Below are 25971 nucleotides of genomic sequence, written 5' to 3' on the forward strand. Positions count from 1 at the left end.
TTTGTAATTTAGGTAAAGATTATTTCCCAAAAAACATCGTGACAACGATAATCGCCACAATAAAACCGACAAGATCTGCTAATAAACCTACTTTTAAGGCATCCCCCATTTTTTTTATGCCAACCGCGCCAAAATAAACAGTAAGCACGTAAAATGTTGTATCTGTACTGCCTTGAATAGTGGCAGCAAGTCTGCCAATATAAGAGTCTGGACCATATGTTGCAATTAAATCACTTGTCATGCCAAGCGCCGCATTTCCAGAAATCGGGCGAATAATCGCAAGTGGAGCTACTTCTGAAGGAATGCCAATACTATGTAACACCGGTTTTAAAAAGCCCATAAAAAATTCTAATGCACCAGAAGCTCGGAAGACTGAAATTGCAACAAGCATGCCAATTAAAAAAGGAATGATCGAAAAAGCAATGCTAATTCCTTCTTTTCCTCCTTCTACAAAGCTTTCATATGTAGGAATTTTCTTGTATGTTCCATATAATAAAATAAAACCGATAAGGGAAGGAATCATCCATAATGATATTAAAGAAACAAATTCCATTATCATTCCTCCTTTTTTAATCTTCTATAATAAAAATATCGATCTATTAATATACCGCTGATGGCAGAAAAAATAGTTGCAATTAATGTTGGACCTACAATATCCGTTGGACTTGCAGCATGATAATTCATTCTTATCGCAATCACGGTTGTCGGTATTAATGTGATACTTGACGTATTCACCGCAAGAAAAGTAATCATGCTATTGCTTGCCGTATTTTTCCCGCCATTTAATTTTTTCAACTCTTCCATCGCTTTAATGCCAAGCGGTGTTGCCGCATTTCCGAGCCCAAATAAGTTTGCCATCATATTAGACAATATATACCCCATTGCCGGATGGTCTTTTGGAACTTCAGGAAATAATTTTACAACAAAAGGTCTAAATAGATTGGTCAGTTTTTTTAATAATCCTGCCTGCTCGGCAATCTTCATCATTCCTAGCCAAAATACTAATACACTAATCAAACCAATACATATCGTTACAGCTTCTTTTGCACCAGAAAATACGGCCTTATTCACTTCATCCATCGTGCCATTAACCATGGCAAACACAATTCCAATAACGGTAAGCAGTACCCAGATAATATTAACCATCACTGCCCACTCCCGTCAGGCTAATAAACATTTGTTTAAAATACCCAAAAAATGATTTGGATTGTTTTTTCTGATGCTGATAGTAGATAGGAATCGTATCAATTATTTTGTGGTCAAAATAAATTTGCACTTCCCCTACAATATTCGGTACTTTATTTTCATCTTTTTTCCATGCTTTATTTACATTTGACAATTTATATTCAATTTGAAATAAATCCTCTTCATCTGAAGTAATCGGATATTCGTAGCCTTGTTTTATATATAATTTATTTTTATAGAAAGCATTGTTGATATCTTTTAATTTTCCATTCTCGATTACTTGTGCCAATTTATATTTTTTAAAGGAAGTTTCAAACATATTAATATGGTCGTCCCAATCATCTGGATCATTTAATGTCACGGCAATTAGCTCTAATCCATCCTTTTCAGCCGTACTGACAAGCGTTCTTTTTGCCCTTTTTGTATATCCTGTTTTTCCCCCTGTGGAATAGTCATAAAGCTCTGTTAATAATCGGTTTTTATTGTTCCAGACACGGTCCCATTCTCCTGAAGGATCCTCTGATCTATATTTTTTTGTTCCTGCAATTTTTTTATATGTATCATTGTTCATCGCATAACGGGTTAATAATGCCATGTCATAGGCTGTAGAATAATGGTTTTCATGGTCATCAAGGCCATGCGGATTAGCAAAATGCGTATTGCTCATGCCAATTTCTTCTGCTTTTTGATTCATTAAGTAAACAAACCCGTCTAAACTTCCTCCAACGGATTCGGCAATCGCAACAGCCGCATCGTTCCCAGAACGAAGCATTAAACCATATACTAAATCTTTCAGTGGAATTTTTTCACCCACTTTTAAATAAACAGAAGAACCTTCCGCTTTTACCGCATTTTCACTTATCGTCACTTTTTCATCTAAATTTCCAGATTCAATGGCTAGAATAGCAGTCATTATCTTTGTAATACTTGCTATTCTTCTTTTTGTGTTAGCGTCCTTTTCATATAGAACCCGTCCTGATTTTTGTTCCATTAATACCGCACTATTAGCACTTACATACATCGCCGCATTTGTATTATGAGGAATCGCTAATATTAAAATGGAAGTGATAAGGGAAAATATAATGGTTTTATATAGTTTCATTTAACACTACCTCATCTCATTAAGTCATTTGTACATGTTTATGCAGGACAAGTAGCCTTATGACAATAAAGCAAAAACTTCTTTAAAAATCGAGGTAACCAACGAAACAAAAAATGCCGATACTCTTGATTGGAATATCAGCACGAATCTATAAAACATTTTTGTATAACGATTATTAAATTAATACTTAAATTATTAATCTATATTGATATTTCCTGATGATGAATGAAGTGATAAAGTTGGACCTTCTGAACCTATTTCTGATTTTAATTTGCTGCCAGCATCCTTTGTTATAATCTCTTTTGAAGAAAAAAGAGATGTCTTGATTTTACCTGATTCTGTAGCTGCATCAATTTGCAGAGAATTAGGTTTATCTTCTAGCTTTGCTTCAATTTCACCTGAATTGGAACTGATACTACTATCGTTCTTAAACGTTCCTTTGTGAGACACACTAACGTTGCCAGTATCATTTTCGATCGACAAATCTCCCATAATATTGACTAGTTTCACATTACCAGACACAACCTCCCCTTTTACCTTATCGCCTTCAAAGCCATTGATATTAATCTCTCCAGAATCGGCTGTTAGAATTAATTTTTCTGCTTTCAGGTCTTCCCCTGTAATGTTCCCAGAAGTCGTTACGAGATTTATTTTTTTATACGTATCTTTCGGTATATCAACATACAAAGTTTCTGTCTTAAAATGAATAAAATCTGATGAATCTTCAATAACAACAGATAAGACATTGTCTTCAACCTTTGCTGGTAATTCCTTTTCTGCTTTCATTTTAACCGTTACTTCTTTTCCATTAGATGGACGAAATTCGATGTTTTGTCCTCCTGTCTTAATATTAATTTCTTCTATCTTCTGTCCTTCAAAAGATTTTGTTTCATTTTTAGAAAGAGAATTTGATCCACATCCTGAAATTATAGAACAAATAATTCCCACATTTAATATTAAAACGAGTTTACTGCTTAAATTTTTCATTGTATGCTCCTTTATGTTTGATTGTTCTTTTAGCACCTATGATACGGTGATTTCCAGCCTGTAGCTGTTGTACTACTATAGCAATACTTAATAAGATGACTGTCAAAATCGCATAGAAATTCGGATAACCCGTTGACACTCCCAAGAAATCTAGATATGGCATGTTATTGACTGGACCAAGATACCACCACAGCATATAGATAACTTCGAATAATTTCCTTGATCCACTAAAACTACCAAGTGCTAATCCCAATGTCGGAATAAAGAAAATGCCAGTAATCCAAGAGTGGAGGAATAATAACTGTCCTTCCATTAGGAAATGAATCAAAACACCTAAAGACATTAGCAATGCGATAAGAACTCCTGATATCCAAACTGCAATAAACTTATAGAGCGGTGGACAACTGGATAAAATAATCTCTCGCATAAAATAATGCTTTTCTCTGTTCCCCATCTGTGACCAGATAGCAATAGGCAATACCATGACTAACGGCAGCCAGCTCCTAATTTTGTCGAGAGAGATTAAAAGACTAGCAGCAATTACACCTATAACAAACAGATACCACCAGATGGAAAAGCCTTTTATCATGATAAGAAGTTCCACTTTAACTAATCTTGAAAGATGGATTCGTTTTTCTTTTTCAACTGGTGATAAACGAAAGCTTTGGATTAAATTACTCTTCACTAACAGCTTCTTGTTTGTTTCAAAAATTGATAGCTTTCCTGACTGTTTACCTTTTCCTTGATTTTTAAATCGATCAAAGACTATAGACGAAAGTAAAATAATAATCCCTGCAATAAAAACCCAAATCACTCGTAGTGTTAGTAGACGAGGATTCCAATCAACCCCTTGCCATTCAAACGTAGAAATTTTTCCTTCTACTGGATAATATCCAAAGCTCCCACCCTCTTGACTATCTGCAATGAAATCATATTTCATTGCTGCTTCCTGAACCATATCTGAACGGATGACATCAAGTCCATATACATCCCAGAAACTATTGGGACTGGCAATAGAAATTACGCTAAAAAATATCCAAAGTCCAAAAAAAATAATGTTTCCAATCACACCCTTTACCCCCGGAAAGACATCAAAAAAAACACTTAATGCTGCCAATACGAATAGAGACGGAAGAGCAATGAACAAGAACGGTGCAAAATAATCCCATACTTCCAGTTGATACTCTTCTCCACGCAAGAGCTGCATGCTCATAAAGGCTAGAATCATCATTAGCTCCATTACAACAAGCACAAAAAAATTTGAAATTACCTTACTTGAAACATATCGAAAGTTACTGATAGGAGTAGATGCAATGATTTGTCCGACTTTCAGACGTTGATCTTCTAAGATCTGGCTTCTCAACATGTAAAAACCAAACAACCATAATAGAAGCGTGGAAAGCATCGCTGCCATGCCACCTAGCCAAGCAGAATTATATATTCCTCTAACTCCGCCAATATAAAAAACTTCATAGCCTGAGGATAACGAAGGTACACATGCGTATCCTAGGAACAAGGATATTCCAATAACAAGTAAGAAAGAATAGCTCCTCATTTGTTTGACTAAATTATTTTTTATTAAGTAAATATTAGATTCAAGTGTATTATTCATGCTTTCACTCCCAGTGACGCCACGTAATATAGATAGGCATCTTCCAATGAAGACGGCAGAGGGGTAGCGTTGAGGTTTGGCCTAAGATCAGATACGATTCGCGCATGCACACCGTCACTACGGTGAATTGCACTGCTGATCGAGTATTTCTCCTGCATATCTTGTAAACCGGTAGACGGTATCACACAGTTCCAAACTTTATTATCTACAGTTTGTATTAGGTGTTCCGGAGTTGTATAAGTGACAAGTTGGCCTTTTGATAGTATCGCAATATTAGGTGCTATTGACTCAATGTCTGTTACGATATGGGTTGAGAGAATAACGATTCGATTGGATGACAAGGTTGAAAGTAAATTACGGAATCTGATTCGTTCCTGCGGATCTAATCCTACTGTTGGTTCATCAACTATTAACAGAGATGGGTCATTTAACAGTGCTTGTGCAATCCCCACACGTTGTTTCATTCCTCCAGAGAATCCTCCTAAAAGTCTTTTTCGATCATTTGATAGATTCAAAATCTCCATTAATTCTTCTATTCGTTTCCTTGAAGATCTAATGGACAATCCTTTAATCGCTGCCATATATTCAAGAAATTCAATAGGATTCATGTTAGGGTATACACCAAAGTCTTGAGGTAAATACCCCAGTTCTCTTCTTAAGAGGTCAGGATTCTTTGTAATATCTGTTCCGTTCCACATAATCGTCCCACTTGAAGGTTTCTCAATCGTAGCTAACATCCTCATTAACGTAGATTTCCCTGCCCCATTTGGTCCTAATAACCCCATTACTCCTGATTTTAAATTTAAAGTCAAATTCTTGAGTGCCTGTTTAGATCCATAACTTTTTGTGACCTTCTGTATGCTAAGTTCCATTTATATTCCTCCACTGCACAAAATTCTTGTTATTTACATGTTTGAAGTGTAAATATTACTTTCTTACTTTCAATATAACGAACTAAAGTAAAATCAAAGTAAAATGAAGGGAAAATATAAGTAATACTTATTTTTCAAGTTCTCCAAATTCTATAAGGGTTTTGACGATTTTCCTCCTAAAAACAAACAATTTCCTATTTGATGATTAAACTTATGGTAAGATTAGTAAATAAATGATTTAATTTTATGCTATTGGGAGGGAGCATAATTGCTTGAGTCTGAAAACATCCTTTTGGTTGATGACGAAAAAGGAATTCTAACATTACTGGAAATAACTTTGAAGAAGGAACGGTTTGATAATATTACCTGCTGTATGACAGGTCAAGAAACATTGGAATTAGTCAAACAAAATACATACGACTTAATTTTGTTAGATGTTATGCTTCCTGATTTTAATGGATTTGACCTTTGTAGAGAAATACGGAAGCATACGAATACACCCATTATTTTCATTACATCCTGTTCCACAGATTTTGATAAATTAACTGGCTTTGGAATCGGAGGGGATGATTATATCACTAAACCTTTTAACCCTCTTGAAGTAATCGCGAGAGTGAAAGCATTGCTAAGAAGAAAGAATATGTATGAGTCATCATCAGACGTAGCTACAGAGGATGGAAAAGAGTATAATTTTGGACGCTTTTCATTAAAACCTGATGATGCTCTGCTTATAGTAAATAATGAAAAAATTGAGTGTACAGCAAAGGAATTAGATCTTCTACAGTTCTTCTGCAGGAATCCAAATCGCATTTATACTACATCTCAAATTTACGAGCATGTATGGGGGAATCAGGGATATGGGGTAGAAAAAACAGTCACAATCCATATCTCAAAGATAAGAAAAAAATTAGGCGATGATCCAAAATGTCCTAAAATCATCTTGAACTTAAGAGGTATTGGGTATAAATTTATTCCTCCATCTATGGAGGAAGCATGAAAATAAAATTTCGTTTTAGCGCTCATTTTATCATCGGATTATTTATATGGATCATTGGCATGGGTCTCACCGCTATGTTTACTATTGACGTCATCTTTCCATCGATTGGGGTCATTGAAGAAAACAAAGGATATGACCTTTTAGTATTAATGGTGTTTCTCTTAAACATTACTTTATGCAGCATGCTTTTTGCTTGGTATTTCGGCAGCCCCTTATGGTTTATGATGTCTTGGATACAACTACTGACCCAAGGTAAATACGAAGCACCTTTTAACAAAAGTAAAATTTATACGAGAAAAGGTAAGTTACGCAAGCCTTATCGACTTTATGAAGAAGTAATCATCAATATTCATTCCTTAGCTGAACATCTAAAGCAGGCGGAACAAGAGCGAATGAAAATGGAGGAACTAAAAAAAGACTGGATGGCAGGAATTTCCCATGATCTAAAAACGCCTTTGACATACATTACTGGATATTCAGCTTTATTGCTAAATAAAGAGTACGTATGGACAGAAGAAGAAAAAAACACCTTTATTAAAACGATCGCACAAAAAGGTGAACACATGGAAGCCCTTATTCAAGACCTTAATCTTTCCTTTCAGATAAATAGTGTTCAATCTCCTTTACCGCTAAACTTGAGTAAAACAAACATTGTTGAATTCATCCAAAACTTGATTGCTGATATTGGAAATGACCCGAAAGCTTTCGAATATAATCTAAGTTTCCATTCAGATGAAAAAATAATCAAAAGTGAATTTGATGCACAATTAATGTATCGTGCTTTGCAGAATCTACTGATTAATGCCATCATTCACAATCCTTCAGGAACAAGCATCCATGTGGAGATAGTGAATGAAAAGGACAGATTTGTTACAATCACAATCTCTGATGATGGAGTTGGAATGGATCAAGATACGATAGACAACCTCTTCAAGAAATATTACCGAGGCACTGCCACTAATTCCTCCGATTTAGGAACTGGTTTAGGGATGGCAATTGTCAAGAATTTAATTTTAGCACATGGTGGCCATATCAAAGTTAATAGCGAATTATCTTTAGGAACAAAGATTAACATTACCTTGCCACATACACATTGTAATAATTAAAAAATGAATACTAATTTATCATTCATATAAATTCATCTAGAAAATTAGCCATAGAATAACCATGACTAATTTTCTAGACTTAAGAGGATGGTATCCTGTTTAGCAACTCGACATTTCTCGACTAATTCCATATATAATCCATCTTAATATGGTCTCCACTTTAATTCACTTGCTTTCGCAAATCTTTGTTCTACATCCTTCCAGTTGACAATATTCCACCAATTATTAATATAATCTGCTCTATTATTTTTATATTGCAGATAATATGCATGTTCCCAAACATCCAGCACTAATAAAGGAATCGTATCCCATTGTGTAAGCAGATTATGTCTTTCTGATTGAAGAATCTCTAAATGGCGTGCCCGCGGCGACCACACAAGGATTGCCCAGCCTACTCCTTCCACCGCTTTGGCCGCCTCCGTAAAATGTTGTTTAAAAGCTTCAAAACTGCCAAAATATTTTCTTATTTCTTCTAATAAAGCACCACTCGGCTTCCCTCCGCCTTTTGGACTCATATTATTCCAAAAAATAGTGTGTAAATAATGACCAGAACCGTGAAATGAAAGTTCTCGAGACCAATGTTTTACCAGTTCATAATTCCCAGCTTTTCTTGCTTCTGCTAATTTTAATTCTGCTTTATTTAATCCGTCGACATACGATTGATGATGTTTCGTATGATGCAGCTCCATAATTTCTTTTTGAATATAAGGTTCTAACGCATTATAGGCATACGGCAATTTTGGTAAAACATGCTGCCCTGCTTTTACAATCGGCTCATTCATATAAATGCTTCCTAAATTCTGCCGATTGGAAAAATAATGTTCCATCTTATCATGAAGTTCTTCTGCTTCATGTTGTATTTTAATCAACTCTTCTGTATCAAGCGGTTTCCGCTGCATATTATCCATTAAACTAGAAAATTTATCAAGTTTTTTCCATATATTCTCTTCTTTTTGAACTTGTTCTGATTCTAATAATTTCTTTAAATGTTCATTCCACACTAACACTTCTTTTACATAATCATTGTAGCTGCTCAATCTTTTCACACCTCATTTCAACAGTACTCTTCCTTAAATGATATGATGAAACGTACAAGAACATGTTATTTTTGTATGGAAAAGGGGACGGAGCTACGCCTACTTTATGGAAGGAAACAAGTAATCATGCTTTGTAATTAGTTTTTATCCTATATATAGCACCGCCTTTATTTGATTAGTATTTGCCTATTCTAGTTAGATAGTGCGGACGAGAGGTTAAGTCCCAATGTCATCAATCTAAACTTCAAAAAACAGGAAAATAAGCAACTAAATAGGAAATAAGGGTTTCCTTTCTGTTCTCCGAGGCTTACCGCTCGCTTTCCACGGGGGACACCTCTCCAAACAAATGAGGTATTTCTTTTAAATAAAGGGTATCCCATAAATAGGATCATAAATACTGAAAAAAATCAATGGATGGATATCCACGATCAAATAGGAAAAGATCCTTATTTGATTGGAACTTTTTAAAACCCTCCAACAATCGAATGGCGACGGAACGCTCACTATCATTACAATTTGTAATTAGGGCTTTCACAATTAGATTATTTTCGATATCATAAATACAGGATGCCATTGTACGGGCAAGTTCTACAGACGAGCCTTTCGCAACCCCAAAGGCATCCTTTAACCTTTTCGAATTGTTCATTTCAAGAATAGACGTATCAATCCAATTATTGTGGTGTTTTCGAAAAATCAAGTATCTTTATGCTTAAATTCTAACTATTTCATGACATTTTTAAAGTTTGCAATTTATGAATTTAAGTTGATGACATTGGGTTAAGTCCCCAGGTAAGTTTTATATAAAACTAGCATGAATCCCTATTTACAACCTGAATATATTTATAAATTCTTAAAAAGTCTGTTATTGTACTTTAACTAAAAAATTTGTGTTAAAATAATGAGCAAAGGAGGTAATACTTAATGAATAACGATTTAAAAGAAATCTTACGTTCAGTTTTAAAAGAAGAGTTGGAACCGATAAATAAACGTCTTGATGGATATGAACAACGTTTTGATGGATTTGAACAACGTTTCGATACTTTGTCAGAAGAAATAAAAGAACTTAAAGATGGACAAGCACGACTTCAGAAAAACATTATTGAAAGTCTTGGTCAATACACGGAGAAAATTGCTGAGCACGTTGATAATAAAACGGAAGCACTAAATAAAAGAGTTTATGCTTGTTAAACAGACATTCAACGATTAACTAGCAAATTCATTTGATTGGAATCAAGTATAGCACTTTCTCTTAATATAGGAATATCCGTTCTTTTTATCATTGTATTTCTTTCACCTCTCTCCTCCATTTATCATTCACAAACTATTTCTTCGCACTTTTCATCCCCCTATTCTTATTGTAAAAAAATAAAAGCATGAATTCTTATAGGAATCCACGCTAAAAACTTATTTTTCCCGTCTCGGAACCGGCTGATAAAAAGTTACTTACCTTTTATCAGCCATACCATTTTTACCAACTATTCTTCTATTTTTTGCTGAAATGTTTCAAAAAACAAATCGGCTTCTTCTTGGTTAAATTCTTCTTCTTTATCAGCGAGCGGCGGCAGTTCTGCTAAATCCTTTAAACCAAAGTGATCTAGAAATTCTTTTGTTGTTCCATATAATATCGCTCTTCCTGCCCCTTCTGCTCTGCCTACTTCTTTAATCAGCGCTTTAGCAGCTAAAGTATGAAGAGGCTTTTCTGTTTTTACGCCTCTCACTTCCTCTATTTCTGCTCGAGCTATTGGCTGTTTGTATGCAATAATTGCCAATGTTTCTAATGCTGCTTGTGACAACGTGGATGCATGTGGAGACTCTACCAACTTTTTCAAATAGTTGGAATGCTCTTTTTTTGTTGCCAATTGATACGTCCCGGCAATTTCAATAATCGTAATCCCACGATTTTGATTATCGTTATAATCGTCTTTTAGCTGCTGCAGAATTTGCTCTGCTTCGCCGCTTTCTATTGATAATACATGGGTTAATTGCTTTACAGTAATACCTTCATCTCCAGCCGCAAACATTAAGCTTTCAATGATTCCTTTCCATTTGTTAACCTTCAATTCTTGCTTCAACTTCCTTTCCAATAACAAAAATATTTGCAAAATTATGTTCTTGTTCTACAAATATTTGCTGACGTTTCATTAATTCTAAAATTGCTAGAAATGTAACCACAATATGTGTTTTATCATGGATGGGAAAAAGTTCTTCAAAGGATGTTCTTCCTTTTTTATTTCGTACTAACTTTAAGATGTCATCCATTCTATTTTCAATCGGTATTTCTTGTCGAGTAATTTTTGTTGTTAACGGTGCTTGGAGTTTTTTTCTTTTTATTAGCTTTTGAAAAGCAGCTAACATATCATATAATGTAACATCCAATTCCTTTTTGGAAGCTTCTTCGATTTCTGCCGCAAAGTCCGATAGGTCACTAGGAGGCTTTGTAAAGATTAAACCACGTTCTTGCTCCATTGCTTTTAAACCGCCGGCAACTTCTTTAAATTTTCGATACTCCACTAATCTTTCAATTAATTCATCTCTCGAGTCTTCTTCCGGTTCCATTAATATATCTTCATCTAATAATTCTTCATCATGTTTCGGCAATAACATTTTACTTTTAATTGCGAGCAAAGTTGCTGCCATCACAAGAAATTCACTGGCAATGTCGAGCTCCAGCTCTGTCATTGCATGAATATAATCTAAATACTGTTCAGTAATCTCCGCTACATTTATATCATATATATCTATTTCCAATTTATTGATTAAATGAAGAAGCAAGTCTAAAGGTCCTTCAAAACTATCAATTTTCACATTATACTGCATTTATCTCACCAAAATCCTAATAGAATAACAATAATGCTTGCCAAAAGTTTGCAGTTTTATACTTTGCCTACCTCTGAACTATGATAGTACTAGTATAGATGATTTAAAACCGTTATCCAACAGAAAAATCATCCAAACAGATTGGAAAACAAATATTTTACTGTACACCGAGCATTTTTTTGTATAATATAACCGTTAAAGTTGAATCTTAGCATGATTGATCATTTTCGATCACATGTTTAAGTACGTATTCAAAAAGGTGGACAAAAAGATCCGAGAAATTCAAGGAAGTGAAGCTTTAAGCACCACAGCGAATGCCATTAATATAATTCGACAGCTATTTATCCCGGACTTTTTGGACAACCTATTAAAAAAATAGGCTGTTTTCGTATAGATTGTTGCTTTTAAACCCGCAGCCTGAATACACTTCGTCCGTTTAGCGAGCGTCGAGCCTCCTCGTCGCATACGCTCCTGTGGGGTCTCGTCTTTCTCGCATTCCCACAGGAGTCTACGTGTATTCAGTCTGCTGAGTACTTCTTCTCCTATTTTTTTACGAAAAAAAAACAAAAAACTTTGAGAAAACAGCCAAAAAGTATTACAAAAAGAAAGTGTGGAAAGTATGTATTCAAAACCGTATATCCTTTTTTTAGTCCATTTTCATGCAGACCGTGATTACTTTGAATGTCACGAAATACTAGAAGAATATTGGAAAAAAGTTGATGCAAACAACAAAGAATCCATATGGGTTGCATTCATTTTATTAGCAGTTTCTTGTTATCATCATCGAAGAGAAAATTTTGCTGGAGCAATCAAAACGATAAAAAAAAGTTATTCCCTTTTTAAACAAAATAAACACCAACTTCCTTCATATGGTCTCGATACAGTTCTATTATTCTCTTTACTTGAAAGTAATCAGACAAATATAGAGAACTTACTTTCTTATAAATCGTTTATTCTTCCTATCGATGATGCTGAATTAGAAAAGCAATGCCAAAAATATTGTGAACAAATGGGATTAATATGGAAAAACAATAACTTAGCTGCTGATGATATCATTCACCGTCACCTGACAAGAGATCGCAGTATCGTCATACAAGAAAGAGAAGCAGCGATTATGGCTAGAATGCATCATAAATAGCCAGTATCCTTGTATAATTTGGTTGAGTAAAACGACTTTTATATTCACCCCAAAAAACCATCTCATTAATGGCTGTCTTTTCTGTTTTTCAAAAAAGACAAACAACGAGATGGTTTTTAAAATAAATATATACAATTTCTAAAGTCGGAAAGGATGTCTAGCTTCAGAGTCTTCCAAAACGATTGTGCTTTCTTATCCATATCTTTTTAAACGATATCTTGACATTTGGATAAAAAAGAGATAATTAAATCATTTGCTTCAATGTTTTTATCTGGATACATCCCTTTAATTCCTTGGACCATGGACTTCCCTACTCCTTGGAGTCGATGTGACGGATTAACGGAAATATGCTGAATTCGAATTGTATTTTCCTCTACAAAGACGATTCCGATTAAACCGATAATATCTTCATCCTCTTTCCATAATAAAAGCTGCCATTTTTCGTTTATTTCATACTCTTTCATCGTTTGCTGCAGTACTTTTAAATCTTTTTCAGCTGGCATAAAGGAAAGAAGTCCCATAGCAATTTTTTCAAATGATTTCTTATATCGAATGATCATGTATATCCCTCATTATTATTAAAACATATTTACTTATTATTTTTCCCATCTTCCAAAATTCTCAAACTAGGTAAAGCATAATATAGTAGATAATATCTTGCTTTGACGAATGATGTTATATCATTTATCATACAGAAATTATTCTTATACTTCAATGATAATGTTAGAAGCAATTATTTTCAATATATTCCCACAACTTATAATACCATCTATTTCCTATCTCACTGTACTCGCGGTAACATGTTTTGCTCTCTATATAAGTATGCAATTAAAACGAAATAAGCTACTTTTTTCTATTGTCCAATTTTTCTTTAAAAAAATACACTTAATTTATGTAGGTTGTTTTAAGTAAAGGCTGTTTTCGTATAGATTGTTGCTGTTAAACTCGCAGCCTGAATACACTCGCTTTCCGTGGGCGAGCGTCGAGCCTCCTCGTCGCATACGCTCCTGTGGGGTCTCGTCTTTCTTGCATTCCCACAGGAGTCTACGTGTATTCAGTCTGCTGAGTACTTCTTCTCCCATTTTTTTACGTAAAAAACAACAAACTTTGAGAAAATAGCCTAAGTAAAAAACTAAGTGCAGTTCATGCACTTAGTTAAAGTGTTGAAAAAGTATAATTTAGAAACTTTTCAGGCTGATTAGTTTTTTATTGTCGCCGTTTCCTTTAAAGGCAAATCTAATTTTATTAAATCTTCATAAGATTCTCTTTTTACAACAAGGGTTGCTTTTTTATTTTCTACAAATACAACAGGCGGTCTTGGAATTCTATTATAATTATTTGCCATAGAATAGCCGTATGCTCCAGTACAAAATACAGCTAAGACATCTTCATCACTTGCTTTTGGCAATGGAAGATCCCAAATAAGCATATCGCCTGATTCACAGCATTTCCCTGCTATAGATACGACCTCATCCGTTTTATGCAGGGGCTTATTTGCTAATACCGCTTCATATTTAGCCTGATATAAGGAAGGACGTAAATTATCTGTCATCCCACCGTCAATTGCTAAATAATTACGAACGTTTGGAACTTCTTTACGAGAGCCAATTTTATAAAGGGTCGTTCCTGCATCACCAACCAAGGATCTGCCTGGCTCAATCCAAATCTCTGGCATATTCATTTGATGTGCTGCTACTTGATTTTGTACTTCATGGATAATCTCTTTCACATATTCTTCCGGTTGAATCGGTTGATCTTCACTAGTATAGCGAATCCCAAATCCACCGCCAAGATTTAACACTTTCGTTTCAAAACCATGGTTTTGCTGCCATAATTTCAAATGATCAATAATTTTTTTCGCGGCAAGCACAAAGCCTGTTGTTTCAAAAATTTGTGAACCAATATGACAATGCAATCCTAGTACGTCAAGCCATTGCGAATCGATTCCTTTTAGTAAAGCTTCTTCTGCTTGACCATTTTGAAGGTCAAAACCAAATTTAGAATCTGCTTGACCTGTTAATATATAATCATGAGTATGCGCCTCAATACCTGGTGTCACACGCAATAAAATATTCATTTTCACTTGTTTCATTTCACATAATTCATGGAGTAATTGCAACTCATAAAAATTATCAACTACAATGCAGCCAATCTGATGATCAATTGCCATCAGCAATTCTTCGCGGCTTTTATTATTTCCATGAAAATGAATACGCTCAACTGGAAATTTTGCAGCAAGAGCAGTATATAATTCTCCACCTGAAACAACATCCAGTGATAATCCTTCTTCCTCAGCAAGCTGAACCATTGCAATCGTTGAAAAAGCTTTGCTTGCGTATGCTACTTGTGCAGTAACACCCATATTATCAAAAGTTTGTTTAAACCCTCTTGCTCTTTCACGAATTAACGCAACATCATACACATACACAGGAGTTCCAAATTTTTCGACTAATTGTAATGTATCCACCCCGCCGATTTCTAAATGACCTAATTCATTTACTGTAGACGTCCCATAATAATGCATCTTTTCCCCTCTATTCTCTATATTATATAAATTAGTAATCCCATATACTATCAATAGATGAAGGGATACTCCTATTTTTTTCATACAAGCTATAGCTAATTAATTAAAGACAGCTACCCATTTAGAGAGCTGTCTTTTCGTTTCATTATCATTAACAGCCCACTTAATTAAACAAATGTACCATAAAAAACTATATTTCTCAATCCTCTTTTTACCTCTTATTTTTAAAGAATGAGAAGTTTCCGCTTACTATAACAAACTCATTCGCTTGGCTGCTTATAGCGATTCTGCGGATGCAGATGACTAGGTCTTATTGTACTGCCAGGAACCGTTCTACGTAGCATAATTTGTGCTAATGCCCTTGGATAAAAAGGAATAAATGGCCATAGATACGGTACATTTAATGTACGAATACGGATTAATAACAAAAGATATAAGGTACATCCGATAAGGAAACCTGGGGTATGGAATATCGAAACCACTATTAATAATAGTAATCGAACTATTTTATTGGCAATTCCTAGTTCATAACTTGGTGTTGCAAAGTTTCCAATTGCTGCTACCGAAACATATAGGATAACTTCTGGTACAAACAAACCGACATCAATAGCTATTTGCCCTATCAATACGGCTGCTATTAGCCCCATTGCCGTTGATAATGGAGTTGGCGTATGAATCGCAGCAATTCTTAAGAATTCCAACCCGAGATCCGCAATAAACAACTGCACAACAATTGGGATATTTGTCCGCTCATTTGGGCCAATAAACGCTAATTTTTCAGGCAATAAAGAAGGTTCTAGTGTAACTAAAAACCATAATGGCAAAAAAAACAAAGATGCTATGACACCTATAAAACGAACCCATCGAATAAACGTTCCTACTACAGGTGCTTGTCGATACTCTTCGGCATGCTGCAAGTGATGAAAAAAAGTTGCCGGTGTAATAATAACACTTGGTGATGTATCGACATAAATAATGACATGTCCTTCTAGTATATGCGTTGCGGCTACATCTGCTCTTTCTGTATATCTTACTAAAGGATAGGGATTGCCGCCTTGTTGCAGGAGAAATTCTTCAATCGATTTATCTGCCATCGTAAGGCCATCTGTTTTAATCGCATTTAATTCTTTTTTGATTATTTCGATTAAATCAGGATCTGCAACATCTTCTAAATACCCGATGGCAATATCCGTTTTCGATCGTTCCCCTACTTTCATAATTTCAAATCGCAATCTTTCATCACGAATTCTTCTTCTTGTAATCGCAGTATTAATGATAATATTTTCGACAAAACCGTCTCTCGAACCTCTTACTACTTTTTCCGTATCTGGTTCTTGCGGTGATCTTCCTGGATAACTTCTAACATCAATAGCAAGACCTATTCCATAACCATTTACAACAATAACAATTAGACCAGAAAGAACTTGGTCTACAAGTTCATCCATTGTCTTGATTGGTTGAACAGACTGATGAACAAGTTGATTTTCCACCACTTCAAAAATATTGCTGCCTTGCAGTGTTCTATCAGTATCGTTAAGAAAAAGCAGATGTTCTAATAATTCCGCGATTAAAATACTATCACATAAACCATTTACATAATATAATTGAATTTCTTTATTTAAAACGGTCAGTTTTCGTACACCTAAATCAAAGCTTGTTCCTAAACCGACACGATCTTTCATATATTGTTCAATTGAATTGATATTATCATATATCGGGATCATATTGTTTTTTTGCTTTTCCATGATAAAAACCACTTCTTTCTAATATATATTCTACTGCTATTTTTGTTATTGGAGCACCTTTGTCATATGCATCTTTTTTGCCCATTTTTCCAATATCCCCAATGCCAACAACTAACGGTAAATCTAACTCATCTAGGTTATATACGGTATCTCCATTTAAACGGCCTATTTCATATTCTGGTACCCCATATTTATCTACGCCATATGGAGTTAATTCACCATCTTGATCGATGCTAACATCAATTCTCGTCCATTCTTCTCTTCTTGATTTGCTTGCAACAGCAATCACACCAAGTATTTCCACCTCTTCATGTGCTGCTATGTATCTTAATATCGTTTCTCCTGCTCCTTCTCCTATAAATCCACTATCATCAACCATCACTAATACTGGATCGTTTTTTGCTTTTTTGATGCTGTTGATCACTTCAGGGCCTGTATGATTACTTGGATTGCCAAAAGTCATACAACTTCCACCTACTTCTGTTGCTACAACTTCTACAGCACGTCTTGCATATTCATCACCATCTGTAATTAATATTACTTTTCTCCTTTTTTCCATTTTATTTATTTCCTTTCTTTTTTGAATACCTATGAAATAAAGAACATCCAATGAAACAAGGAGCCAAAGATTTTACCAAATACAATGGCCATCATTAGCATTAATAAACGATCATCCATTCCAATCCTTTTTGCTAATAAAGGGAAAACATTTAGTACTTCTGTTAATGCAGCTGCTATCATTCCAACATAAATTCCTTCTGCTATTCCCATAAAAATAAGCAGCGCTGATGGCAAAGAAAAGGTCGGTTCACTTAAAAAAGCGAATGTTCCACATACAGCACCAAAAACAACAGACCATTCATATGCATAAATTTTACTTCCTGTTTTCGTTAATTGTGTTAGGCGTGGAATAATGCCAAAAACGGTTAAAAAAGCAACATACCCAGCACCTACTGTTGTCCCCCATGCCAAAGCGATAAAAATAATCAGCAGGATATTAATGATCATCTAGATCTTTCATACTTTCTTTATTTTCATGCATAATGACGTACTGATCTAATGACTGTTGATAATTAAACACTTCCACCTCTAACGGGCTCGGCTCCTCATTTAAACGCTTTTTAAAAACATGATTAAAAAAGATAATCATGCCTAATCCTAATCCAATCGAATATGGAATTTGAAATAGAAGTGGTTTTTCGACTTCTTTCCCTGTTATCAACCTATATAGGCGCTGATGCACATATTGCATGCTTACATCTTCATGAAAGTTCATAATCGTTAATGCAGAACCAACAAATAAAAACAACCACACTAATAGAAACAAGGGTGTCGACACTCTTTTTTTCTTGTACACTACTTCAATAATCGTTTGGGCTGGACCAATCAGTTGAATTTCAATATCTTCGCTTATCGTTCGTATCTTCCTAATAAGCTGTGTACTATCAATAATGATAATATTTCGGTCTTTTTCAGAAATCTCATAAATACAGACATCTTTAAGGCTGTTGATCAAGGTATCAGTAGCGACTAATTGTGCGAGATCCTTTAACAATACTTGATCATGTAACTTCTTCTGAATGCGATGCCTCATGCGTATATAAATAATCTCCCCCATCGTTACCCCTTCCTATCACATTGTTTTACCTTTAAAGGTAGTATTTGTTTATATTGCAAAATATATAATGAACTATTCTATGGAAATTTTTCCAAACGCAAAAAAGCAAATGGATGACTAATCCATTTGCTCCCTCATCTGCTTCAATATCTTCTTCTCCAGCCGTGAAACCTGCACTTGAGAAATGCCAAGCCTTTCTGCAACTTCTGACTGTGTTTGGTCCTTATAGTACCTTAAATAAACAATAAGGCGTTCTCTTTCATCTAATTCTCTTATAGCCTCTTGCAAAGCAATTTTATCAAACCATTTCCCTTCTTCGCCATCATCGATCTGGTCTAAAAGGGTTATAGGATCTCCATCGTTTTCATAAACTGTTTCATGAATAGAGGAAGGTGTTCTGGATGCTTCTTGTGCAAGCACAATATCTTCTGGAGGTAGCTTTAAGTATTCTGATAGTTCTCCTACAGTTGGTGTTCTTCCGAATTGTTTAGAAAGCTCATCTTTTGCTTTCCGGATTTTATTGCTTAATTCTTTTAACGACCTGCTTACTTTCACTGTTCCATCGTCGCGAATAAAACGCTGAATCTCGCCAATTATCATAGGAACAGCATAAGTGGAAAATTTCACATCATAACTTAAATCAAATTTATCGACGGACTTTAACAAACCGATACAGCCGATTTGAAATAAGTCGTCAGGATCATAGCCTCTATTAAGAAACCTTTGGACTACAGACCATACAAGGCGCATATTTTTCTGAACAATCGTATCTCTTGCAGTTTGATCTCCATCTTGGCTTTTTTTAATTAATTCTTTCACTTCATGATCCTTTAAATACGGTTCTTTTTTGTCTTTTTTTACCTCCACATCCATAGACGATTCTCCTTAATTGCTTAGCATTTTGCTCTTAATTAAATGCTTGCGCAGACGGATCTCAGTTCCATTCTCAGGGCTTGACTGCACTTCAATTTCATCCATAAAGTTTTCCATAATGGTAAAGCCCATTCCGGATCTTTCTAATTCAGGTTTTGTTGTAAACAACGGTTGTCTCGCTTCCTCTACATCTAGGATTCCTTTGCCGTCATCTCTTATTATTAAGTCAGCGTATGAGTCATTAAGAATAACAGAAATATAAACAATTCCATTTGGATCGTTTTCATATCCATGAATAATACTGTTTGTAACAGCTTCGGAAACGACTGTTTTAATTTCTGTTAATTCATCCATCGTTGGATCTAATTGCGTAATAAATGCTGCAACCGTTACACGGGCAAACGATTCATTTTGGCTTATCGCACTAAATTGAAGATGCATCTCATTTTTCATGTTATGCTACCCCCAATCGTTGAAGGGCAAATTCCTCATTCATTTCGAGTCTCATAATTTTAAACATTCCTGACAAATCAAACAGCCTTTGTACACTTGGAGAAATAGCACAAATCACCATCTCTCCGCCTAATTGTTTAATTTGTTTATACCTGCCTAATATAACACCTAGACCAGAACTATCCATAAACGAAAGATTTTCTAAATTAAGCACTATATGACGAATATCATAATGTTCAATCGCATTCGTTGCTTTTGAGCGCAACTCTTCTGCGTAATGATGATCTAATTCCCCAGATAAACGAATACAAAGGACATTATTTTTCACTTCTAGATCAATACTCAGACTCACTATCCATAACCTCCTCATTTGGTTTAGTGAGTCAATTCTAGGCTGTTCCTTTCAATTCCTTCATGAAAGACAAAACTAGTGGTAATTCGCTAAAATAAGTAAAAATGATCATTCCTTCGACAAAAGCCGCTTCCGCTTTTCTTTGATCTAGCTCCAGCGTCTAGCCCCTGTGAAAGATAACCTCTTGTCTCTAAAAGTAAAAAACACTTTTTGAGTCAAGAGAACATTTTTCTTCGGGGCTGCCCAAGCCGCTTCCGCTTTTCTTTGATCTAGCTCCAGCGTCTAGCCCCTGTGAAAGATAACCTCTTGTCTCTAAAAGTAAAAAACACTTTTTGAGTCAAGAGAACATTTTTTTTCGGGGCTGCCCAAGCCGCTTCCGCTTTTCTTTTTAATTTGTTTTCGTGAACATTCCAGTAGCTCGTTTAAATAACTGCCACCAATTGGCTTCCTTAATATCTTTTTGAGCGACTAATGAACTTTCTACTAATATTTTGCCGTCTTTCGTAAACTTAATGGTTCCAATTTGCTGCCCTTTTTCAATAGGTGCTTTTAACTTTTTATTCATTGTTATTTCTTTGTTCACTTTGTCAACTTGTTCACCTTTTTTTGTCAGAAGAGAAATCGATTCACTCGTTACAGCAGTTACATGTTTTTGTTCACCTTTGCTTACCTTTACTTTTCCAATTGGCTCATTTCGTTTATACATAGGATGTGTTTCATATTGACTAAACGCATAATCCAGCATTTTTGTTACTTGTGCATTGCGTTCTTTTGAGGTTGGAGCACCAAAAACAACGGCAATTACACGCATGCCATTTTTTTCAGCAGTTGCCGTTAAACAGTACTTCGCTTCATTTGTAAAGCCTGTTTTTAATCCATCGACACCTGGATAAAATTTCACCAGTCGATTTGTGTTAACAAGCCAAAACTTTTTATCACTATTTTCTCGTAAATACGCTTCATATGTACCAGTGAATTTTGTAATATCTTCGTATTTAAGAAGTTCTTTCGCCATAATAGCCATATCATGTGCTGTACTATAATGATCTTCTATCGGCAAACCGGTTGTATTTTTAAACATTGTATTTTTCAACCCTAATTCTTTAGCTTTCGTATTCATCATTTCGACAAATGCTTCTTCTGAACCGGCAAGTCTTTCTGCCATTGCTACAGCAGCATCGTTGCCTGACCCAATGGCAATGCCTTTTAACATTTGCTCTGTTGTCATTTCTTCTCCAGGTTCTAAAAAGATTTGCGAGCCGCCCATTGAGGCTGCATATTCACTTGTTCGTATCTTTTCATCCATCTTAAGCTTTCCTTCATCAAGTGCTTCCATAATTAAAAGCATAGTCATTACCTTTGTCATACTTGCAGGAGGAAGTTTTTCGTTGCTGTTTTTTTCGTACAAAGTGGTTCCTGTATCTCTATCAATTAAGATCGCTGACTTCACATTTTCTACTAACTCACTTTTTTTTTCAGCTGCTAATGTTGGTGATGTCAGTGTTAAAGCAAATAAAAGCGTTGTTAATGCCATTGATATGATGCGTTTCATTTCTATGACCCTCCATTCTATATGACTCCATTTTTTCCAAAGGAGGATTTTTTATACAATCAACTATTGAATATTTTTTAGACAGCTTTTTAATCTGTTCCATCACTTATAATTCTAATTAAGTAGTAAAAATTGGTTTTCCCTTCGCAGCTAAAAGGAATATACTAATGGAAGGAGGGAAAGAACAGTCAAAGGTAGTTTATAAAAGTTCATAAAAACTTCTTATTTTATTATAAACATTATTTTTATAATAAAACTAAGAGGTGATATAAATGAGATATTATTTAATAAGTGTATTTGCTGAATGGATAGGAAAAATAACACAAACATTAAGAAATTGGGAAAAACAAAATACTTTCAAACCATATTATGTGATAGAAGGGTATTGTACAATTATTTCGCAACAAAAAGATGATAAAGAAGTTGATGGAAAGTGATTCTTGCAAAGAAAATAAGGATAAAACCAACGAAAGAACAGGAACATCAGCTTTGGAAATCAGCAGGAACAGCTCGCTGGGCGTATAACTGGACATTAGGGAAACAAGAAGAAAACTATAAGAACGGTAGTAAATTTTTATCTGATGAAACCCTGCGTAAAGAATTGACTGTTTTAAAACAAACGGAAGAATATGCTTGGTTGTATGATGTATCAAATAATATCACAAAACAAGCGATCAAAGATGCTTGTGATGCGTATAAGAAATTCTTTAAAAATCAAGCAGAGAAACCACGTTTTAAAAGCAGGAAGAAATCAAAACCGTCTTTTTATAATGATAACGTAAAACTCAAAGTTAAAAAGGATGAAGTCTTGATTGAAAAAGTTGGTTGGATTAAAACGTCTGAACTTTTGCCAATAGGTGTAAAGTACTTCAACCCAAGAATCAGTTTTAATGGTAAGTACTGGTATTTGTCTGTTGGAATGGAAAAAGGAATACAATCAACGGAATTAACAAATGTTTCACTTGGAATTGATGTTGGTGTGAAAGAATTAGCAATATGTTCAGATGGTAGAAAGTTTAAAAACATAAACAAAACAAATGTAGTAAAAAAGGCAGAGAAACGCCTTCGCAGGTTGCAGCGTCAAGTTTCTCGAAAATATCAAATGAACAAGGAGGGAGACCGTTTCGTCAAAACCAGCAACATTATAAAAATCGAAAGGAAAGTGCGGAACCTATATAGAAGATTATCGAATATCAGAACCAATTATCTTCATCAAACGACAAACGATATTGTGAAAACCAAACCATATCGAATTGTAATGGAAACCTTAAACATCAAAGGAATGATGAAGAATAAGCATTTATCAGAAGCGATTGCCAAACAAGGATTATACGAATTCAAACGGCAAATCCAGTATAAGTGTGAGAAGCATGGGATTGAATTTGTGGAGGCTGATAAATGGTATCCATCTTCTAAAATGTGTTCATGTTGTGGGACTGTTAAAAAGAATCTAAAGCTATCTGACCGATTATATCAATGTGATTGTGGTCTTGTAGTGGATAGGGATTTGAACGCTTCTATCAACTTATCACATTATCAATTAGCAAATTAACACCAAAACGTTAACTGCTAATATGTAGGATTCGTTGTATCCGAATTTACGCCCTCGGAGTGTTATATCAAACGAAAGTAGCTTCGGCAAAATCGGACACGAAAAACAGGGAAATAAACAAACTTTATAGATTTTTATAAGGTTTTGGCAACGGAGAAAAGATGATTATTATTAAAACACCTGAACAAATAAAAAAAATGAAAAAAGCTGGCGAAATATTGGCTGATTGCCATAAAGAAATAGCAGCAATAATCAAACCTGGCGTAACAACCGAAGCGATTAATGCGTTTGCAGAAAACTATATTCTTAAAAGAGGAGCAATTCCTGAACAAAAAGGATATCATGGTTATCCTTTTGCAACATGTGCATCTGTTAATGATGTTATTTGTCACGGATTTCCTAATAAAACCCCATTAAAAAATGGCGATATTGTGACCATTGATATGGTTGTCAATTTAGATGGCTGGCTCGCTGATTCCGCATGGTCTTATGCTGTCGGCACCATTTCTGAAGATGCAAAAAAATTATTAGAAACAACGGAGGCTGCTCTTTACAAAGGAATTGAGCAGGCTGTAGTAGGAAATCGAGTGGGAGATATTTCTCATGCTATTCAAACATTTGCTGAATCTCAAGGTTTTTCAGTAGTCCGTGATTTTGTAGGTCATGCGATTGGGAAAAATATGCATGAAGAACCGCAAATCCCACACTTCGGACCACCTAACTTTGGAAAAAGATTAAAAGAAGGGATGGTCATTACGATTGAACCAATGCTTAATATCGGTATGTATCATGCTAAAGTTGACTTAGATGGCTGGACAGCAAGAACTGTTGACGGGAGTCTATCTGCACAGTATGAACACACATTAGCTATCACTGCAAATGGGCCTGAAATATTAACTAAACAGTAATTTTTATTTTTGATTATTCTAAAGCGAGGAATAGTATTTTTTCTCGCTTTTTTATAGAAAAGGGGTCGGAGCTGCGTGATTTAGATGGAAATAAACACGATTCTGTCCTCATTACTTTGTTTTTTATTCGTATGAATAATGTGCTTTTTTCGCTCGCGCCGCCTTAATTAGGTTTTCTAAAATTGAAGGAGACGACATATATACGATTGCATAAACAATTTATTTTGAAAAATGACTTAAAATCAAAAAAATTGTATAGTAAAAGAGAACGGTGAAAAAGTTAAAAAAGAGGGGTATTTTATGGGTCGAAAAGAAAGGTTAAAAATGAAAGATGTTCAACTAGAGCATCTAGAACAATACAACCAATTACTTCGATATGTTTTTCAAGTAACAAATCATGATCTACAAAAAATCGGTTGGGAAGAACGAGAAATAATATTGGCGAAATCACCAGTATTAGAACAAGCAGATGTAATCGGTTGGTTTGATGGCGATAAATTAGTATCTCAGCTTTCCGTTTATCCTTTTCAAGTAAGAATATTTAATAATACATACGACATGGGCGGTGTAACAGGTGTCGGCACATTCCCAGAGTATTCAAACTTAGGATTAATGGACAAATTGTTGCGGAAAGCACTTGCCAACATGCGGGAAAAGAAACAATCCATCAGTTATCTTTTTCCATACTCTATACCTTATTATCGCCGAAAAGGGTGGGAAATTATTTCAGATAAAATGACCTTTGAAGTAAAAGACTATCAATTGCCGAAAATGAAGCAAGTTTCAGGAGAAGTGGAACGTGTTTCTACTGAAGACAAAATACTCAAAACTGTTTATGAACGATTTACATCACAAACCCATGGAGCCATGCTTAGAAATGATTTAGCATGGGATGAATATTGGCGCTGGGATTTTGAAGATCTTACTGCAGCTGTATATTACAGTGAAGACAGACAGCCAGATGGATATGTTCTTTATTGGATTGCGGATGAAATATTTCATATTAAAGAAATGGTATTTGTTAATGAAGAAGCAAGGATTGGACTATGGAATTTTATTAGTGCCCACTTTTCGATGGTATCACAAGTTGTCGGCAATACATTCACAGATGAGCCACTTGCTTTTCTATTGGAAGATGCTGACATCAAAGAAACGATTTCTCCTTATTATATGGCTCGTATTGTGGATCTGGAGCAGTTTATTTCTCAATATCCTTTTAAACCGCAAAGAATGGACCGAAAATTAACTTTTACATTAGATGATCCGTTGCTGGCATGGAACCAAGGTACTTTCACTCTTTATATATCTAAAGATGGACAAGGAAAATTAGTACGTGATGGCAGTCAAAGCGAATTAAAGCTGGATATTCAAACGATAACAACGATGCTTCTTAGTTACAAAAGCCCAGACTATCTTTATAAAATTGGACGACTTTCCTGCAGTCTGGAAACGGTTGAGCTCCTTGAAGATATTATTGAACAGCAAACTCCTTATTTTTCTGATTATTTTTAAGTGTATTTTAGATAAAAGATTTGGCAAAT

General features: G+C 35.0%; 28 protein-coding genes. 8 read left to right on the forward strand and 20 right to left on the reverse strand.

The annotated features are described in order from the left end of the window. Window positions 1–19: 19 nt before the first annotated feature. The 6 genes from ACTXGU_RS03010 to ACTXGU_RS03035 form a co-directional block, all read right to left on the reverse strand. Complete coding sequence (locus ACTXGU_RS03010) at window positions 20–553, reverse strand: spore maturation protein (protein ID WP_443480015.1); 534 nt, start codon at window positions 551–553, stop codon at window positions 20–22. Between the two features lie 2 nt (window positions 554–555). Then, window positions 556–1146: a nucleoside recognition domain-containing protein gene (locus tag ACTXGU_RS03015; protein ID WP_443480016.1), complete on the reverse strand. Its 591-nt coding sequence runs from the start codon at window positions 1144–1146 to the stop codon at window positions 556–558. Then, window positions 1139–2287: a D-alanyl-D-alanine carboxypeptidase family protein gene (locus ACTXGU_RS03020; protein WP_443480017.1), complete on the reverse strand. Its 1149-nt coding sequence runs from the start codon at window positions 2285–2287 to the stop codon at window positions 1139–1141. The genes ACTXGU_RS03015 and ACTXGU_RS03020 overlap by 8 nt, the downstream gene beginning before the upstream one ends. Before the next feature lie 195 nt (window positions 2288–2482). After that, window positions 2483–3274 (reverse strand): DUF4097 family beta strand repeat-containing protein, encoded by a 792-nt coding sequence (locus tag ACTXGU_RS03025; protein WP_443480018.1) that lies wholly within the window; start codon window positions 3272–3274, stop codon window positions 2483–2485. Next, window positions 3255–4886, reverse strand: coding sequence for a hypothetical protein (locus ACTXGU_RS03030; protein WP_443480019.1), 1632 nt, complete (start codon window positions 4884–4886; stop codon window positions 3255–3257). The genes ACTXGU_RS03025 and ACTXGU_RS03030 overlap by 20 nt, the downstream gene beginning before the upstream one ends. Further along, window positions 4883–5758, reverse strand: a complete 876-nt coding sequence (locus tag ACTXGU_RS03035; RefSeq protein ID WP_443480020.1) for an ABC transporter ATP-binding protein — start codon at window positions 5756–5758, stop codon at window positions 4883–4885. The genes ACTXGU_RS03030 and ACTXGU_RS03035 overlap by 4 nt, the downstream gene beginning before the upstream one ends. 268 nt (window positions 5759–6026) lie before the next feature. Here ACTXGU_RS03035 and ACTXGU_RS03040 point away from each other — a divergent pair, with 268 nt between their 5' ends. Both ACTXGU_RS03040 and ACTXGU_RS03045 read left to right on the forward strand, forming a co-directional pair. After that, entirely contained in the window at window positions 6027–6755 is a 729-nt protein-coding gene (locus ACTXGU_RS03040; RefSeq protein WP_443480021.1) for a response regulator transcription factor, read from the forward strand. Beyond that, window positions 6752–7861 (forward strand): sensor histidine kinase, encoded by a 1110-nt coding sequence (locus ACTXGU_RS03045; protein WP_443480022.1) that lies wholly within the window; start codon window positions 6752–6754, stop codon window positions 7859–7861. The genes ACTXGU_RS03040 and ACTXGU_RS03045 overlap by 4 nt, the downstream gene beginning before the upstream one ends. Before the next feature lie 143 nt (window positions 7862–8004). On the opposite strand, the gene ACTXGU_RS03050 is transcribed toward ACTXGU_RS03045, so the two are convergent. Both ACTXGU_RS03050 and ACTXGU_RS03055 read right to left on the reverse strand, forming a co-directional pair. Beyond that, on the reverse strand, window positions 8005–8898 hold the full coding sequence (locus ACTXGU_RS03050) for a superoxide dismutase (protein WP_443480023.1): 894 nt from the start codon (window positions 8896–8898) through the stop codon (window positions 8005–8007). 388 nt (window positions 8899–9286) lie between these two features. Next, on the reverse strand, window positions 9287–9595 hold the full coding sequence (locus ACTXGU_RS03055) for a transposase (protein ID WP_443480024.1): 309 nt from the start codon (window positions 9593–9595) through the stop codon (window positions 9287–9289). 224 nt (window positions 9596–9819) lie between these two features. Between ACTXGU_RS03055 and ACTXGU_RS03060 the strand changes: the two genes are divergently transcribed. Further along, window positions 9820–10086: a hypothetical protein gene (locus ACTXGU_RS03060; protein ID WP_443480025.1), complete on the forward strand. Its 267-nt coding sequence runs from the start codon at window positions 9820–9822 to the stop codon at window positions 10084–10086. Window positions 10087–10373: 287 nt separating this feature from the next. On the opposite strand, the gene scpB is transcribed toward ACTXGU_RS03060, so the two are convergent. Beyond that, the gene (gene scpB / locus ACTXGU_RS03065) at window positions 10374–10958 is read right to left on the reverse strand and encodes an SMC-Scp complex subunit ScpB (protein ID WP_443480026.1); all 585 of its coding nucleotides are present in this window, start codon (window positions 10956–10958) and stop codon (window positions 10374–10376) included. After that, entirely contained in the window at window positions 10948–11715 is a 768-nt protein-coding gene (locus tag ACTXGU_RS03070; protein ID WP_443480027.1) for a segregation/condensation protein A, read from the reverse strand. The genes scpB and ACTXGU_RS03070 overlap by 11 nt, the downstream gene beginning before the upstream one ends. Before the next feature lie 619 nt (window positions 11716–12334). Between ACTXGU_RS03070 and ACTXGU_RS03075 the strand changes: the two genes are divergently transcribed. Beyond that, entirely contained in the window at window positions 12335–12853 is a 519-nt protein-coding gene (locus ACTXGU_RS03075) for a DUF309 domain-containing protein (RefSeq protein ID WP_443480028.1), read from the forward strand. A gap of 206 nt (window positions 12854–13059) precedes the next feature. Here ACTXGU_RS03075 and ACTXGU_RS03080 read toward each other — a convergent pair whose 3' ends face one another. The 10 genes from ACTXGU_RS03080 to ACTXGU_RS03125 form a co-directional block, all read right to left on the reverse strand. Beyond that, window positions 13060–13413, reverse strand: coding sequence for a GNAT family N-acetyltransferase (locus ACTXGU_RS03080; RefSeq protein WP_443480029.1), 354 nt, complete (start codon window positions 13411–13413; stop codon window positions 13060–13062). 638 nt (window positions 13414–14051) lie between these two features. Then, the gene (lysA, locus tag ACTXGU_RS03085) at window positions 14052–15377 is read right to left on the reverse strand and encodes a diaminopimelate decarboxylase (protein WP_443480030.1); all 1326 of its coding nucleotides are present in this window, start codon (window positions 15375–15377) and stop codon (window positions 14052–14054) included. 260 nt (window positions 15378–15637) lie between these two features. Next, a complete protein-coding gene (locus ACTXGU_RS03090; RefSeq protein WP_443480031.1) occupies window positions 15638–17122 on the reverse strand; it encodes a spore germination protein in 1485 nt (494 codons plus the stop codon). Continuing rightward, window positions 17085–17681 carry a stage V sporulation protein AE gene (locus tag ACTXGU_RS03095; RefSeq protein ID WP_443480032.1) on the reverse strand — a complete coding sequence of 199 codons (597 nt, stop codon included), beginning with the start codon at window positions 17679–17681 and terminating at the stop codon, window positions 17085–17087. The genes ACTXGU_RS03090 and ACTXGU_RS03095 overlap by 38 nt, the downstream gene beginning before the upstream one ends. Window positions 17682–17710: 29 nt before the next feature. Then, on the reverse strand, window positions 17711–18130 hold the full coding sequence (locus tag ACTXGU_RS03100; protein ID WP_443480033.1) for a stage V sporulation protein AB: 420 nt from the start codon (window positions 18128–18130) through the stop codon (window positions 17711–17713). Beyond that, the gene (locus tag ACTXGU_RS03105) at window positions 18120–18740 is read right to left on the reverse strand and encodes a stage V sporulation protein AA (RefSeq protein ID WP_443480034.1); all 621 of its coding nucleotides are present in this window, start codon (window positions 18738–18740) and stop codon (window positions 18120–18122) included. Before ACTXGU_RS03105 ends, ACTXGU_RS03100 begins: the two co-directional genes overlap by 11 nt. Before the next feature lie 117 nt (window positions 18741–18857). Next, a complete protein-coding gene (gene sigF / locus ACTXGU_RS03110; RefSeq protein ID WP_443480035.1) occupies window positions 18858–19613 on the reverse strand; it encodes an RNA polymerase sporulation sigma factor SigF in 756 nt (251 codons plus the stop codon). Between the two features lie 12 nt (window positions 19614–19625). Then, window positions 19626–20066: an anti-sigma F factor gene (gene spoIIAB, locus ACTXGU_RS03115; RefSeq protein ID WP_443480036.1), complete on the reverse strand. Its 441-nt coding sequence runs from the start codon at window positions 20064–20066 to the stop codon at window positions 19626–19628. Window position 20067: 1 nt separating this feature from the next. Next, window positions 20068–20418, reverse strand: coding sequence for an anti-sigma F factor antagonist (spoIIAA, locus tag ACTXGU_RS03120; RefSeq protein ID WP_443480037.1), 351 nt, complete (start codon window positions 20416–20418; stop codon window positions 20068–20070). A 388-nt stretch (window positions 20419–20806) separates the two neighbouring features. Further along, the gene (locus ACTXGU_RS03125; protein WP_443480038.1) at window positions 20807–21970 is read right to left on the reverse strand and encodes a D-alanyl-D-alanine carboxypeptidase family protein; all 1164 of its coding nucleotides are present in this window, start codon (window positions 21968–21970) and stop codon (window positions 20807–20809) included. 272 nt (window positions 21971–22242) lie between these two features. Between ACTXGU_RS03125 and ACTXGU_RS03130 the strand changes: the two genes are divergently transcribed. The 4 genes from ACTXGU_RS03130 (at window position 22243) to ACTXGU_RS03145 (ending at window position 25942) form a co-directional block, all read left to right on the forward strand. Continuing rightward, window positions 22243–22407: a hypothetical protein gene (locus ACTXGU_RS03130; protein ID WP_443480039.1), complete on the forward strand. Its 165-nt coding sequence runs from the start codon at window positions 22243–22245 to the stop codon at window positions 22405–22407. Further along, window positions 22404–23522 (forward strand): RNA-guided endonuclease InsQ/TnpB family protein, encoded by a 1119-nt coding sequence (locus tag ACTXGU_RS03135; RefSeq protein WP_443480040.1) that lies wholly within the window; start codon window positions 22404–22406, stop codon window positions 23520–23522. The genes ACTXGU_RS03130 and ACTXGU_RS03135 overlap by 4 nt, the downstream gene beginning before the upstream one ends. A 161-nt stretch (window positions 23523–23683) precedes the next feature. Further along, window positions 23684–24430 (forward strand): type I methionyl aminopeptidase, encoded by a 747-nt coding sequence (gene map / locus ACTXGU_RS03140; protein WP_443480041.1) that lies wholly within the window; start codon window positions 23684–23686, stop codon window positions 24428–24430. Between the two features lie 300 nt (window positions 24431–24730). After that, window positions 24731–25942, forward strand: a complete 1212-nt coding sequence (locus ACTXGU_RS03145) for a GNAT family N-acetyltransferase (protein ID WP_443480042.1) — start codon at window positions 24731–24733, stop codon at window positions 25940–25942. Window positions 25943–25971 lie beyond the last annotated feature (29 nt).

Origin of the sequence: Niallia sp. 01092 (assembly GCF_052318935.1) — a bacterium.
Classification (GTDB): domain Bacteria; phylum Bacillota; class Bacilli; order Bacillales; family Cytobacillaceae; genus Niallia.